The sequence below is a fragment of the Paraburkholderia yinzeri genome (assembly GCF_046581065.1).
Classification (GTDB): Bacteria; Pseudomonadota; Gammaproteobacteria; order Burkholderiales; family Burkholderiaceae; genus Paraburkholderia.
Window position 1 is genome coordinate 1,066,871 of the sequence record NZ_JBFOCJ010000001.1, and the last position, 14,537, is coordinate 1,081,407.

The following is a 14,537-nucleotide window of genomic DNA, read 5'->3' on the forward strand; positions in this document are numbered from 1 at the left end:
GGCCAGCCGGGCGCGGTTCCCGGCGTTGGCGCATCGTCCTTTGCAGCCTCGCTCGAGGCCGTGCTCGCGCCGTACGCGGCACATGCCTCCCGGTCGCGCGGGCGACGCCACCCGGAGCCACTGCCCGCAGCGCGCAGCGAATTTCAGCGCGACCGCGACCGTATCGTCCACTCCACGGCGTTCCGGCGGCTCGAATACAAGACCCAGGTGTTCGTGAACCACGAGGGCGATCTCTTTCGCACGCGGCTCACGCACAGCCTCGAAGTGGCGCAGATCGCGCGTTCGGTCGCGCGCAACCTGCGCGTGAACGAGGATCTCGTCGAAGCGATCTCGCTCGCGCACGATCTTGGCCATACGCCTTTCGGTCATGCTGGCCAGGACGCGCTCAACGACTGCATGCGCGAGCACGGCGGCTTCGAGCACAATCTGCAAAGCCTCGCCGTGGTGGACGAGCTCGAGGAGTACTATGGCGCTTTCAATGGCCTCAATCTCTGTTTCGAGACGCGCGAAGGCATCCTTAAACACTGCTCGCGCGAGAATGCGCGGCGGCTTGGCGACCTGGGCGAACGCTTCCTGCTCGGGCGTCAGCCGTCGATCGAGGCGCAGATCGCGAATATCGCGGACGAGATCGCCTACAACAATCACGACGTGGACGATGGCCTGCGTTCGGGCCTGATCACCATCGAGCAACTGGCCGAAGTCGAACTCTGGCGGACGCACTACGAAGCCGCCCGCGCCGAGTTTCCCCAGATCGAGGGCCGCCGGCTGATTCACGAGACGGTACGCCGCATCATCAATACGCTGATCGTCGATCTGATCGAAGAAACCAGCCGGAATCTGGCGAAGCACGCCCCGCAGTCGATTGACGAGGTGCGCAGCGCGCCGCCGCTCGTGGCGCACAGCGCGGCCGTGGCGGCCCAGGCGGCGACGCTCAAGCGGTTCCTCTACCGCAATCTGTACCGGCACTACCGCGTGATGCGCATGGCGAACAAGGCACAGCGGGTCGTGACGGGCCTGTTCGCCGCGTTCACGGAGGATCCGCGCCTCCTGCCGCCCGCCTACCAGTCGCCCGATCCGTCGGCGCAGCCGCGCCTGATCGCGCACTATATCGCCGGCATGACCGATCGTTACGCGTTGAAGGAATACCGCCGCCTTTTCGTCGTCGACGACGACGTCTGATTGCGGCTTGCCAATGCACCCGGGAGCCCACGGAATGAGAGCCTGGCCGTATCCGCGCGTCTGCGCACACCGCGGCGGCGGCACGCTCGCACCGGAGAACACGCTGGCGGCCCTGCGCACGGGTGCCCGCTACGGGCACACGATGGTCGAGTTCGACGCGAAGCTCTCGGCCGACGACGTCGTCTTCCTGCTCCACGACGACACCGTCGAGCGCACGTCGAACGGCCACGGCGCGGCGGCGCGGCTGCGCTACGACGAACTGGCCGCGTTCGACGCCGGCAGTTGGCGCGATGCGCGTTTTGCGGATGAGCGCATGCCGACGCTCGCGCAGGTGGCCGCGTGCTGCCGCGAAGAGGGCCTTGCAGCCAACGTGGAAATCAAGCCGTGCCCGCACCGGGACGTGGAGACGGGATGCCTCGTCGCGCAGGAGGCCGCGCGGCTGTGGCGCGGCGAGACACCGGCGCCGCTGTTGTCGTCGTTTTCATTCGAGGCGCTCGCGATGGCTCGCGAGGCTGCGCCCGAACTGCCGCGCGGACTGCTGTTCGAGCACGTGCCGGCGGATTGGCGCGAGCAGACGGCCGATCTCGAATGCGTATCGCTGCATGCGAGCCATCGCTACCTGGACGAGGCGCTGGTCGCACGTATCAAGTCGGCCGGGCTACGCCTGCTCGTCTATACGGTGAACGATCTCGAGCGCGCCCGTCTGCTGGTGCGCTGGGGTGTCGACACGATCTGCACCGACCGCATCGACCTGATCGGGCCACACGCCCTCGACGGCTGAACGGGCGCGCAGCCGGCGAGCCTTCTTGTCGCGCCGTCGCCGGTCATGGATGTTTCAGCGGCTGCGCGCGATCAGTGCGCCGGCGATCAGCGCGACGCCGCCCACAATGGCGATGGCCTGCCAGGGGTTGGTGCGGACGTAGTCGTCGGCCTGGGCAAAGGCCTCGTCCGCGCGCTCGCGCGTTGCCGCGCGCGCCGCTTCGAGGCGCTCGCGCGCTACGTCGAGGCGTTTCCTCAGATCCGCGCGCAGCTCGGCGGCGTCGGCCTGGGTACCCTCGCCGAGGGACTTTTCGAGTTCGGCCAGCAGTTCGCGCAGTTCGTCGGCGATATCGGCTGCGGCACTGCGCCCGCGGCGCGCAATGCGTCGCGCACGGTGACCTGTCCTCGTCCAGGATTCCCCGAGGGCGTCTCGCGTGTTGGGAAATGCGCTCATGAATGGCTCCGTGGTTGAAAAGCAAAGATGACGTTCGTTTCGCCCCCGAAAATCGGGCGCCATGAGGCAGAGTATTGCGCAAATCCGGTACCCGGCACCCGAAGGTGTACAAGGCAGCTTGCCGTGGCGGCCCGCCGGACGGGGCTTTGCGGCCGGACGCCGCATTAGGTGATTACGGGGACAGCACGGTTTTTCCCAGAGGCATAGAATCAGGGAAAGCCTGCTTGTGTGTGGTGAAGACCGGATGCGGGAAGGTGGGGATGCCGCCCGCCGCCGGGGGCCGCGAGGGCTGGCGGAGGGCGGTGAACCGGGCGGTAGCCCGGCGCGGCAGTTAGAACATGTAACCGACCTTCAGGTAAGTGACGATCGGATTCAGGTGGATCTTGGCTTCCGCGCGTTGCGACAGGACACCGACCTGTGTTTGCTTTTGCGTGTCGAGGGTGGCGGTCACGTTGATCGGAATGTAGGACACCGAGAAGCCCGCGAACCAGTGCTTGGTGAAGTTGTAGTTGAAGCCCGCGTTAAACACCGGCGCCCAGGAACGATCTGTCGAAACGCTGGTCGGACCCCCAAGGGCCGCGCTCTGTTCGAAGGCGCCGTTGGTGATGTGGTCGTCGGTAAACCAGGCGTAGGTCACGCCGATGCCGGCATACGGGCGGAACTTGGCGTCGGGCTTGTTGAAGTAGTACTTGAAGAGGAGCGCCGGGCTCCAGAGCTTCGCCGAACCCAGCTTGCCGTACGGGCTCAGTTCGCCTTCGCCGTTCAGATCGAAGGTCGGCGGGATGCCCAGCTCGAGTTCCGTGGAGATGTGGTCGGTGATGAAGTAGCCGAAGCTGAGGCCGAGCGTATCGGCCGAACCGACTCCGGCACCGGTGCCCGGGAACGACATGTTGACTGGAGAACCGCCAACGCTGTCGATTTTGAGGGGGTCACTGCCGTCCTGAGGGGCGAAGTGGAACCACCCTGTCGTAACGTAGAACGTGTTGGCTGATTGAGCGTGTGCTGCCGAAAAACTGGCGAGCGCGGCGATACCTGCCAGCGCCTGTTTTAATTTCATATATGTGCTCCTCCATAAAAGGCCCGCTCATTATGAACACAACGTTTGCAACAAACCATACGCCACGGTTAGAGGCTTCTCCCTAAGCGCCGCGACGTTTCCGCTTCAAGCCGTATGCCTTGCGCACCGAGCGCTGGCGCGGCCTGGCGGGTCTGCGGGTATTCACCAACGGACTAATGGAAAATCGAGCATGGCACGGCTTGCACGTCTATATGTACCCGATCAGCCGCAGCACGTGATCCTGCGCGGACTCGACCAGCAGCCCGCATTCGTCGACGACCAGGACTACGAGCTTTTCATCGATTGCCTGAAGGCGGCGGCGCGCGATCATCATCTGGCGGTTCACGCATGGGTGCTGATGCCCGGCGCGGTGCAACTGCTCGCCACCCCTTCCGACGAGGCGAGCCTGCCGAAGGCCATGCAGGCCGTCGGCAGGCGCTACGTGGCGCACTTCAACCGCCGCTATGCGCGGCGCGGCACGCTGTGGGAAGGTCGTTACCGGGCCACGGTGATCGAGGCCGAGCGGTTCTTCCTGCTCGCGAGCCGGGTGGTCGAACTGGCGCCGGCGCGCGGTCATCTCGTCGCGGTACCCGAGGACTACCGGTGGTCGAGCTACCGGCATCACATCGGGCTCACCGTCGACAGTCTCATCACCGACCATCCGCTGTACTGGGCGCTCGGCAACACGCCGTTCGAGCGTCAGCGCGCCTACCGCGAACTGTGCGAGCAGCCGCTGGACGAGCGCGAGACCTCGCAACTGATGCAGGCCACTCTCAAAGGCTGGGTGCTCGGCAGCGAGAGCTGGCGCGATTGGGCCTCGCGCTCGGCGAACCGCCGCGTCTCGCCGCTGCCGCGCGGCCGGCCGCGCAAGGTGCGCGAGGCGCCTTCGCCGGCGGCCGCTGGTTCATCAGGGTCAAATCAACCGGGCGCTACGCCGCCCTCATCCACGAACTCGCCTGGCGGACACGGTAGTGGTCAGCCGACAACACATCCGGCGGGTCATCCGGGTAGCCAGCCGGCCGGTTCGGAGGGGCATGCGCCCGGTTCGTCCCCAACGGGGAGCACCGCGCCGGCCAGTTCGCCGTCCACGCACGAGGAGCGAAAGCCGGGCACTGGCACGCATTGATCTTTTTTAAATCAATGGTTTACTCAGAAAGGCGGCATCTTTCGATGCCGCTTTCTTTTGCCCGCTTTTGATAAGTCCCCAATAAAAAGTTGTGCGGATGCACCATCTTGATAATTGGGGTTATATCATGCACTTTTATTTGCATGCCCTTGATTCGTCGCGTATATTCGCCTTTCGGCTCTCCTTGGCGCACAACGCGGGAAGCCCGCATCGCCCGCGCAACGCCGTACAGCGGTCGCGCAAGCGGCGGGAACAAAAAAGTACGGAATCAACGGCCAGCCCTGGCCATTCTTGGACGGTCCCCATGAACGATCACCTGCAGCGCGCCGCGGTGCCCGCCGCGCAAGGTCTGTATGACCCGCAAAACGAACACGACGCATGCGGCGTCGGCTTCGTCGCCCATATCAAGGGCAAGAAGAGCCACGAAATCATTCAGCAAGGCTTGAAGATTCTCGAGAACCTCGATCACCGGGGCGCCGTGGGCGCCGATCCGCTGATGGGCGACGGCGCGGGCATCCTGATCCAGATTCCGGACGCCTTCTATCGCGAGGAAATGGCCAAGCAGGGCGTGACGCTGCCGCCGAATGGCGAGTACGGCGTCGGCATGATTTTCCTGCCGAAGGAACACGCCTCGCGCCTCGCCTGCGAACAGGAACTCGAGCGCACGGTGCGCGCCGAGGGCCAGGTCGTGCTCGGCTGGCGCGACGTGCCGGTCGACCACGCCATGCCGATCTCGCCCACTGTGAAGGCGAGCGAGCCGCTGATCCGCCAGATCTTCATCGGCCGCGGCAAGGACGTAATGGTTACGGACGCGCTCGAGCGCAAGCTGTACGTGATCCGCAAGACCGCGAGCCACCGCATCCAGGCGCTCAAGCTCAAGCACGGCAAGGAATACTTCGTGCCGTCGTGCTCGGCGCGCACGGTCGTCTACAAGGGTCTGCTGCTGGCGGGCCAAGTGGGCGTGTACTACCGCGACCTGCAGGACGAGCGCGTCGTCTCGGCGCTCGCGCTCGTGCACCAGCGCTTCTCGACGAACACGTTCCCGGCGTGGGAGCTGGCTCACCCGTACCGCATGATCGCCCACAACGGTGAGATCAACACCGTGAAGGGCAACGTGAACTGGCTGAACGCCCGTACCGGCGCGATCGCCTCGCACGTGCTTGGCGACGATCTGCCGAAGCTCTGGCCGCTGATCTACCCGGGCCAGTCGGACACGGCGTCGTTCGACAACTGCCTCGAACTGCTGGTGATGGCGGGTTATCCGCTCGTCCACGCGATGATGATGATGATCCCGGAAGCTTGGGAACAGCACACGCTGATGGACGAGAACCGCAAGGCGTTCTACGAGTACCACGCCGCGATGATGGAGCCGTGGGACGGCCCCGCCGCGATCGCCTTCACCGACGGCCGCCAGATCGGCGCGACGCTCGACCGTAACGGTCTGCGTCCGGCGCGCTATGTCGTCACCGACGACGACCTCGTCATCATGGCCTCGGAAGCCGGCACGCTGCCGATCCCCGAATCGAAGATCGTCAAGAAGTGGCGCCTGCAGCCGGGCAAGATGTTCCTGATCGACATGGAGCACGGCCGCATCATCGACGACAAGGAACTGAAGGACAACCTCGCCAACGCCAAGCCCTACAAGAGCTGGATCGACGCCGTGCGCATCAAGCTCGACGAGATCGAGCCGAAGGCGGAAGACGTCGCGACCGCGCGTGCCGAAGCCGCCGTGCTGCTCGACCGTCAGCAAGCGTTTGGCTACACGCAGGAAGACCTCAAGTTCCTGATGGCGCCGATGGCGATGTCGGGTGAAGAGGCCGTCGGCTCGATGGGCAACGACTCGCCGCTGGCGGTCATGTCCAACAAGAACAAGACGCTCTTCAACTACTTCAAGCAGTTGTTCGCGCAGGTCACGAACCCGCCGATCGACCCGATCCGCGAAAACATGGTGATGTCGCTCGTGTCGTTCATCGGCCCGAAGCCGAACCTGCTCGACACGAACAACATCAACCCGCCGATGCGTCTCGAAGTGTCGCAGCCGGTGCTCGACTTCAAGGACATCGCGAAGATCCGCGCGATCGAGCAGTACACGGGCGGCAAGTTCAGCTCCTACGAACTGAACATCTGCTACCCGGTGGCCTGGGGCAAGGAAGGCATCGAGGCGCGCCTCGCGTCGCTGTGCGCGGAAGCGGTGGATGCGGTCAAGTCGGGCTACAACATCCTGATCGTCTCGGACCGCCGCGCGGATCGCGACAACGTCGCGATCCCGGCGCTGCTCGCCACTTCGGCGATCCATTCGCACCTCGTCGAGCACGGTCTGCGCACGAGTACGGGTCTCGTCGTGGAAACGGGCTCGGCGCGCGAAACGCACCACTTCGCGCTGCTCGCGGGCTTCGGCGCGGAAGCCGTGCACCCGTACCTCGCTATGGAAACGCTCGCACAGATGGCGCAGGGCCTCAAGGGCGATCTGTCGCCGGAGAAGGCCGTCTACAACTTCACCAAGGCGGTGGGCAAGGGCCTGCTCAAGGTGATGTCGAAGATGGGCATCTCCACGTACATGTCGTACACGGGCGCGCAGATTTTCGAAGCGGTCGGTCTTGCCGACGACCTCGTGCAGAAGTACTTCAAGGGCACGGCTTCGAAGGTGGGTGGCATCGGCCTGTTCGAAGTGGCGGAAGAAGCGATCCGTCTGCATCACGACGCATTCGGCGACAACCCGGTTCTCGCGAACATGCTCGACGCGGGCGGCGAGTATGCCTACCGCGTGCGTGGCGAAGACCACATGTGGACACCCGACGCGATCGCCAAGCTCCAGCACTCGGCGCGCAGCAATTCGTACCAGACATACAAGGAATACGCGCACCTGATCAACGATCAGACGAAGCGCCACATGACCTTCCGCGGCCTCTTCGAGTTCCGCATCGACCCGGCGCGCGCGATCTCGATCGACGACGTCGAGCCGGCCAAGGAAATCGTGAAGCGCTTCGCCACGGGCGCGATGTCGCTCGGCTCGATCAGCACGGAAGCGCACGCCACGCTGGCGGTCGCGATGAACCGCATCGGCGGCAAGTCGAACACGGGCGAAGGCGGCGAAGACGAGAAGCGCTACCGGAACGAGTTGCGCGGTATTCCGATCAAGAACGGCGACACGATGCAGTCGATCATCGGGCCGGAAGTCGTGAAGGACATCCCGCTGAAGGATGGCGACTCGCTGCGTTCGAAGATCAAGCAGGTCGCGTCGGGCCGCTTCGGCGTGTCGGCGGAGTATCTGTCGTCGGCGGACCAGATCCAGATCAAGATGGCGCAGGGCGCGAAGCCGGGCGAAGGCGGCCAGTTGCCGGGCCACAAGGTGTCGGAGTACATCGGCAAGCTGCGTTATTCGGTGCCGGGCGTGGGCCTCATCTCGCCGCCGCCGCACCACGACATCTACTCGATCGAAGATCTGGCGCAGCTCATTCACGATCTGAAGAACGTGAACCCAGTGTCGTCGATCTCGGTGAAGCTGGTGTCGGAAGTGGGCGTGGGCACGGTGGCCGCGGGTGTCGCGAAGGCGAAGGCCGATCACGTCGTGATCGCCGGCCATGATGGCGGTACGGGCGCCTCGCCGCTCTCGTCGCTCAAGCACGCCGGCACGCCGTGGGAACTCGGCCTCGCCGAAACCCAGCAAACGCTCGTGCTGAACCAGTTGCGCGGCCGCATTCGCGTGCAGGCCGACGGCCAGATGAAGACGGGCCGCGACGTGGTGATCGGCGCGCTGCTCGGCGCGGACGAATTCGGCTTCGCGACGGCGCCGCTCGTCGTCCAGGGCTGCATCATGATGCGCAAGTGCCACCTGAACACCTGCCCGGTCGGCGTCGCGACGCAAGATCCGGTGCTGCGCGCGAAGTTCTCGGGCCAGCCCGAGCACGTCGTCAACTTCTTCTTCTTCATCGCCGAGGAAGTGCGCGAAATCATGGCGCAACTGGGCATCCGCAAGTTCGACGACCTGGTCGGTCGCGCGGATCTGCTCGATACGCGCAAGGGCGTCGAGCACTGGAAGGCGAAGGGCCTCGACTTCTCGCGCGTGTTCTATCAGCCGCAAGTTGGCGAGGAAGTCGCACGCAAGCACGTCGACACCCAGGACCACGGTCTCGACCGCGCGCTCGATCACACGCTGATCGAGAAGGCAAAGGCCGCGATCGAAACGGGCGAGCACGTCTCGTTCATCCAGCCGGTGCGCAACGTGAACCGCACGGTGGGCGCGATGCTCTCGGGCATGATCGCCAAGAAGTACGGCCACAACGGTCTGGACGACGACGCGATCCATATCCAGTTGAAGGGCACGGCGGGCCAGAGTTTCGGCGCGTTCCTCGCACGCGGCATTACGCTCGACCTCGTGGGCGACGGCAACGACTATGTCGGCAAGGGCCTCTCGGGCGGCCGCATCATCATCCGTCCGACCAACGACTTCCGCGGCAAGTCCGAAGAAAACATCATCTGCGGCAACACGGTGATGTACGGCGCGCTCGAAGGCGAAGCCTTCCTGCGCGGCGTGGCGGGCGAGCGCTTCGCGGTGCGTAACTCGGGCGCAACGGCGATTGTCGAAGGCACGGGCGACCACGGCTGCGAATACATGACGGGCGGCACGGTGGTCGTGCTCGGCGAGACGGGCCGCAACTTCGCGGCCGGCATGTCGGGCGGCGTGGCCTACGTCTACGATCCGGACGGCATGTTCGCCGGCAAGTGCAACCGCGCGATGGTCGCGCTCGATCCGGTGCTGCAGCAGGCCGAACAGGAACGCACCGTGGACCGCGCGCTGTGGCACGCGGGCCAGACCGACGAAGCGCTGCTCAAGGGACTCGTCGAGCGTCACTTCCAGTTCACCGGCTCGCCGCGTGCGAAGGTGCTGCTCGAGAACTGGGACGCGTCGCGCCGTCAGTTCGTGAAGGTGTTCCCCACGGAATACAAGCGCGCGCTGGGCGAGATCGGCGCGAAGAAGGCGAACCAGGAAGTGCTGGCCGCCTGAAGCCGCGACACCACGACGTACAGACGAAGGAGCGCTTGCCGCTGCGCGTGAAGCGCGCGGCGGCAGGCGCCGACCCCCTCACCGAATACATGGATGGACGAGAGCCAAATGGGTAAGGCAACCGGTTTTCTCGAATACGAGCGCCAGCATGAGGCGTACGAAGCACCGCTCACGCGCGTGAAGCATTACAAGGAGTTCGTTTCGGCACTTGCCGACTCGGACGCGAAGATCCAGGGCGCGCGCTGCATGGACTGCGGCATTCCGTTCTGCAACAACGGCTGCCCGGTGAACAACATCATCCCCGACTTCAACGACCTGGTGTTCCGCCAGGACTGGAAGTCGGCGATCGACGTGCTGCACTCGACCAACAACTTCCCCGAGTTCACGGGCCGCATCTGCCCGGCGCCGTGCGAAGCGGCGTGCACGCTCGGCATCAACGACGATCCCGTCGGCATCAAGTCGATCGAGCACGCGATCATCGACAAGGCCTGGGCCGAAGGCTGGGTCGCACCGCAGATCGCGAAGCACAAGACCGGCAAGAAGGTGGCCGTGGTGGGTTCGGGCCCCGCGGGTCTCGCCGCCGCGCAGCAGCTCGCGCGCGCCGGGCACGACGTGACGGTGTTCGAAAAGAACGACCGCATCGGCGGTCTCCTGCGCTACGGCATTCCCGACTTCAAGCTGGAGAAGTGGCTGATCGACCGCCGCATGCGCCAGATGGAAGCCGAAGGCGTGACGTTCCGCACCAATGTCTTCATTGGCAAGGGCGAACTGCCGGCATTTATCGGCAGCACGGCGAAGGAAACCATCACGCCGGACCAGTTGAAGGAGCAGTTCGACGCCGTGGTGATCGCGGGCGGTTCGGAAACGCCGCGCGACCTGCCGGTGCCTGGGCGCGAACTGCAGGGCATCTACTACGCGATGGAATTCCTGCCGCAGCAGAACAAGGTCAACGCGGGCGACAAGCTGGCCGATCAGCTCGTGGCGAAGGGCAAGCACGTCGTGGTGATCGGCGGCGGCGATACGGGCTCCGACTGCGTGGGGACGTCGAACCGCCATGGCGCGAAGAGCATCACGCAGTTCGAACTGCTGCCGCAGCCGCCCGAAGAGGAGAACAAGCCGCTCGTCTGGCCGTACTGGCCGATCAAGCTGCGCACCTCGTCGTCGCATGAGGAAGGCTGCTCGCGCGACTGGGCGGTGGCCACGAAGCGTCTGGAAGGCAAGAACGGCAAGATCGAAAAGCTCGTCGCCGCTCGCGTGGAGTGGAAGGACGGCAAGATGGTCGAAGTGCCCGGTTCGGAGTTCGAAATGAAGGCCGATCTCGTGCTGCTCGCCATGGGCTTCACGCAGCCGGTTTCGCCGGTGCTCGAAGCGTTCGGCGTCGACAAGGATGCGCGCGGCAATGTGCGTGCCTCGACCGAAGGCGAGAAGGCGTACTACACGTCGGTCGACAAGGTCTTCGCCGCCGGCGACATGCGCCGCGGCCAGTCGCTCGTCGTCTGGGCGATCCGCGAGGGCCGTCAATGCGCGCGCTCGGTTGACGCTTATTTGATGGGGCGCACGGAGCTGCCGCGATAAGGCACTCACTTCCGGCCGATATCGAAGCCGGGCACCCGGGAAGGGTGTCCGGCTTTTTTACGTTCTGGCGCGCGCACGTTACCATGACGCGATTGCCCGACCCACTTGACGGCCACCGATTATGTCCGAAGCCCGCGAGACCGATCAATGGCGGCGCTGCTTCGTCGCGCTCGCGCCCGATGCGGCGTCGCGCGACGCGCTAGCCGCGCTCGACGTGCCGCCCAACGTGCGGCGCGTGCCGTATGCGCAGTTGCATCTGACGGTGGCGTTCATCGGCGCGATGTCGTTCGATCAGGGCGAGATGCTCTCGCAGCGGCTGGCCGGGCAAGCGCTGCCGGTTCCGCCTGCGCCTGTGACGAAAATCGAATGCTGGCCCAGCCGCGCGCAGCCGCGGCTGATCGTGGCTGCGCTGGCGATGTCGGACGCGTTGACGGCGCTCGACTGGCGCGTGCGGTCCCTGATGGGCGAGGTGGGGTTGCCGCTCGATGCGCGCGCATTTCGCCCGCATGTGACGCTCGCACGGTTTGCGCGCGATGCGGCAGCGGGGCCCGCCGCGATGAACGGCGAAGCGCTGCCGCCATTGCGATTCGAGTCGCTCGTGCTGTATTCGAGTACGCTCGCCCGCCAGGGGGCGCGCTACGATGCGCTGGCCAGCGTGGCGCTGGCGTGAGGGGCAAGCAGGGTATTCGGGTGACGCGCCTCAGTGTCCGTTGCGCCGGTAGCGCGCCAGCGTGAGCCCATCGAGATCGATTTCGGGCGTGCGCTGCGTGACGAGATCGGCGACCACGCGCCCGGAGCCCATCGACATCGCCCAGCCTGTCGAACCATGCCCGACGTTGAGCCAGAGTCCCTCGACGCCGGAAGCGCCAAGCAGCGGCGCGCCGTCCGGCACCATGGGCCGCCGTCCGACCCAGAACTGCGCCGACGAGGGCGTGGCCGCATGCGGGAACCAGTCGTCGAGCACTTTCATGAGCGTTTGCAGCGCCTGTTCGCGCAGCGTCGCGCGATGGTCGCCCAGCTCCGCCGTGCCCGCGACGCGCAGATACGGGCCGAAGCGCGTGATCGCCGTCTTGAGCGATTCGTCCATGAGCGCGGCGCGCGGGGCTTTTTGCTCGTCGACGACGGGCAGCGTCGCCGAGTAGCCCTTCACGGGATAGAGGGGCACGCGCACGCCGAGCGGCGCCACGAGTGCTGCGCTCTCCACGCCCAGCGCGACGATCACCGCGTCGGCGGCGAGCGTTCGCGGCGCCGCGTCCGGCGCTTCGGGCGCGCTCGCGGACGGGCTCAGCACCTCGGCCGGCGCGCGGCGCTGCTCGCGGCGGTTGAGCTTGCCGCGGCCGGCGCGCACGCGCACGCCGCTCACCTTGCCGCCTTCGGCCTGCAGAGCCTCCGCTTCGGTATCGAGCAGAAAGCGCACGCCCCTGGCTTCGCACACGGCGCGCAGCTCGCGCGTGAAGCGCGCGCAGTCGCCCGCTTCGTCGTCGGGAAGGTAGATGCCCGCAACCGGCTTGATATGCGACCACGCGAGCCCCGGCTCGATCTGCGTGCATCCCGCGGCGTCGAGTTCGCGCCAGGCGATGCCCGCATCGCGCAGCACGTCGAGCGCTGGTTGCGCGAGTGCCAGGTCGTAGTCGCTGCGAAAGAGCTGCAAATAGCCCTGGCTGCGCCCGTATTCGAACGCATGCGTTTCGCGGAACGCGTGCAGGCAGGTGCGGCTGTAGCAGGCAATGCGCTGCATCCGCTGTTTATTCAGACGAAAGCGTTCGAGGTCGCATTCGCGCAGCCAGCGCGCGATCCAGCGCCATTGGGAGGGGGCGAGCGTGGGCCGGAAGATGAGCGGGGAAGTGGGCTTGAACAGATATTTGAGGAGCTTCGCGGGCATGCCGGGCGCCGCCCACGGCGTGACGTAGCCAGGCGCGATCACGCCCGCGTTGCCGAAGCTCGTGCCGAGCGCGACGCCGGGTTCGCGCTCGACGACCGTGACGTCGCAGCCCCGCTCGCTCAGATAATACGCAGTAGCGACGCCGATCACACCGGCGCCGAGGACGATCGTTTTCATGCCGGTCGACTCGGGTGGGACGGGAGGTATTGCAGCACGTTCGGACTCATCGTGCAGCGGATCGAGCAGCGAGCGCCTTGCCCTTCGTTTCGGGCAGGCAGAGAGCGGAGACGATCACCAGCAGATAGCCGGCGCCGGCCACGCCGCCGATCGCCTTCACGAGCGATATGGACTGCGCGAGCATGCCGACGAGAATCGGGAACAGCGAGCCGAGACCGCGCCCGAGGTTGTAGCAAAAGCCCTGACCGGAGCCGCGGATCGCATTCGGATAAAGCTCGGAGAGATAGGCGCCGATGCCCGCGAAGATCCCCTGCACCACGACGCCGAGCGGAAAGCCGAGCAGCAGCATGGCGCCATTGGTGATGGGCAGCATGGTGTAGGCCATGCCGAGCGCGAACGAGCCGAGCGCGAACAGGATGAACGAGGCGCGCCGGCCGATGCGGTCGCAGAGGATCGCGCCGACGATATAGCCCACAAACGAACCGACGATCAGCACGAACAGGTAGCCGCTCGTGTTGAACACGGAGAGATGGCGCACGGTTTTCAGGTACGTGGGCAGCCAGGTGGTGATGGCGTAGTAGCCGCCGAGCATGCCGGTGCAGAGCGCGCTGCCGAGCAGCGTGGTGGCGAGATGCGCGCGCGAGAAGATCTGCAGGAAATGCGCACGCGCGGCGCCGCTGTCACGCTCGCGCCGCGTTTGCACGAAGACGTCGGGGTCGCTCACGTTGCGGCGCACATAGAGGATCCAGAGCGCCGGCACGATGCCGATCCAGAAGCAGGCGCGCCAGGCGAGCGCCTCGGGCAGGGCGGCGAAGAAGGCCCAGTAGAGGATCGCGGCGGCTGCCCAGCCGAACGACCAGCTGCTCTGCAGGGTGCCCACCGCCTTGGCGCGGTGCTGCGGCGAGCGGATGGTCTCCGCCATCATGATCGTGACCACCGACCATTCGCCGCCGAAGCCGAAGCCCTGCAGCGTGCGCGTGGCGAGCAACTGCCAGAACGAGTTCGTGAATCCGGAGAGACAGGTGAAGATCGCGAACGTCGCAATCGTCCACTGCAGCACGCGCACGCGGCCGTAGCGGTCGGCCAGCACGCCCGCGAGCCAGCCGCCGAGCGCCGACGAGATCAGCGAGCTCGTCGCGATCATGCCGGCTTCGCTCTTGCTCATGCCCCAGGCGGCGATCAGCGTGGGGATCAGGAACGAGTAGATCATGAAATCGAACGCGTCGACGGCGTAGCCGCCGAAGCCGGCGTAGAGCGTTCGACGCTCGCGCCCGTTCAGTTCCGTGAACCACTGGAACGATCCCATCGCGTGTCTTCCCCCAA

At 65.8% G+C, this 14,537-nt stretch carries 9 protein-coding genes and 1 pseudogene; 6 read left to right on the forward strand and 4 right to left on the reverse strand.

The genetic code is table 11. From position 1 onward, the window contains the following. Positions 1-60: 60 nt before the first annotated feature. Together WJ542_RS05205 and ugpQ are read left to right on the forward strand one after the other, a co-directional pair. On the forward strand, positions 61-1,179 hold the full coding sequence (locus WJ542_RS05205; RefSeq protein ID WP_411190481.1) for a deoxyguanosinetriphosphate triphosphohydrolase: 1,119 nt from the start codon (positions 61-63) through the stop codon (positions 1,177-1,179). Between the two features lie 34 nt (positions 1,180-1,213). Next, on the forward strand, positions 1,214-1,960 hold the full coding sequence (gene ugpQ, locus WJ542_RS05210) for a glycerophosphodiester phosphodiesterase (RefSeq protein ID WP_411188287.1): 747 nt from the start codon (positions 1,214-1,216) through the stop codon (positions 1,958-1,960). 54 nt (positions 1,961-2,014) lie between these two features. On the opposite strand, the gene WJ542_RS05215 is transcribed toward ugpQ, so the two are convergent. After that, the gene (locus WJ542_RS05215; RefSeq protein WP_411188288.1) at positions 2,015-2,392 is read right to left on the reverse strand and encodes an ElaB/YgaM/YqjD family protein; all 378 of its coding nucleotides are present in this window, start codon (positions 2,390-2,392) and stop codon (positions 2,015-2,017) included. A 331-nt stretch (positions 2,393-2,723) separates the two neighbouring features. Continuing rightward, positions 2,724-3,449, reverse strand: coding sequence for an OmpW/AlkL family protein (locus WJ542_RS05220; protein ID WP_411188289.1), 726 nt, complete (start codon positions 3,447-3,449; stop codon positions 2,724-2,726). 190 nt (positions 3,450-3,639) lie between these two features. On the opposite strand from WJ542_RS05220, the pseudogene WJ542_RS05225 reads away from it, so the two are divergent. The 4 genes and pseudogenes from WJ542_RS05225 to thpR form a co-directional block, all read left to right on the forward strand. Further along, positions 3,640-4,341, forward strand: a pseudogene (locus WJ542_RS05225) (transposase); the annotation flags it as partial. A gap of 538 nt (positions 4,342-4,879) precedes the next feature. Further along, on the forward strand, positions 4,880-9,580 hold the full coding sequence (locus WJ542_RS05230; RefSeq protein WP_411188290.1) for a glutamate synthase-related protein: 4,701 nt from the start codon (positions 4,880-4,882) through the stop codon (positions 9,578-9,580). Between the two features lie 108 nt (positions 9,581-9,688). Then, entirely contained in the window at positions 9,689-11,155 is a 1,467-nt protein-coding gene (locus tag WJ542_RS05235; protein ID WP_411188291.1) for a glutamate synthase subunit beta, read from the forward strand. Between the two features lie 121 nt (positions 11,156-11,276). Continuing rightward, the gene (thpR, locus tag WJ542_RS05240; protein WP_411188292.1) at positions 11,277-11,825 is read left to right on the forward strand and encodes an RNA 2',3'-cyclic phosphodiesterase; all 549 of its coding nucleotides are present in this window, start codon (positions 11,277-11,279) and stop codon (positions 11,823-11,825) included. Between the two features lie 30 nt (positions 11,826-11,855). Here the strand turns inward: thpR and WJ542_RS05245 are convergent, their stop codons facing one another. Together WJ542_RS05245 and WJ542_RS05250 are read right to left on the reverse strand one after the other, a co-directional pair. Continuing rightward, the gene (locus tag WJ542_RS05245; RefSeq protein WP_411188293.1) at positions 11,856-13,214 is read right to left on the reverse strand and encodes a D-amino acid dehydrogenase; all 1,359 of its coding nucleotides are present in this window, start codon (positions 13,212-13,214) and stop codon (positions 11,856-11,858) included. A 46-nt stretch (positions 13,215-13,260) separates the two neighbouring features. Then, positions 13,261-14,520, reverse strand: a complete 1,260-nt coding sequence (locus WJ542_RS05250) for an MFS transporter (RefSeq protein ID WP_411188294.1) — start codon at positions 14,518-14,520, stop codon at positions 13,261-13,263. Positions 14,521-14,537: the final 17 nt, after the last annotated feature.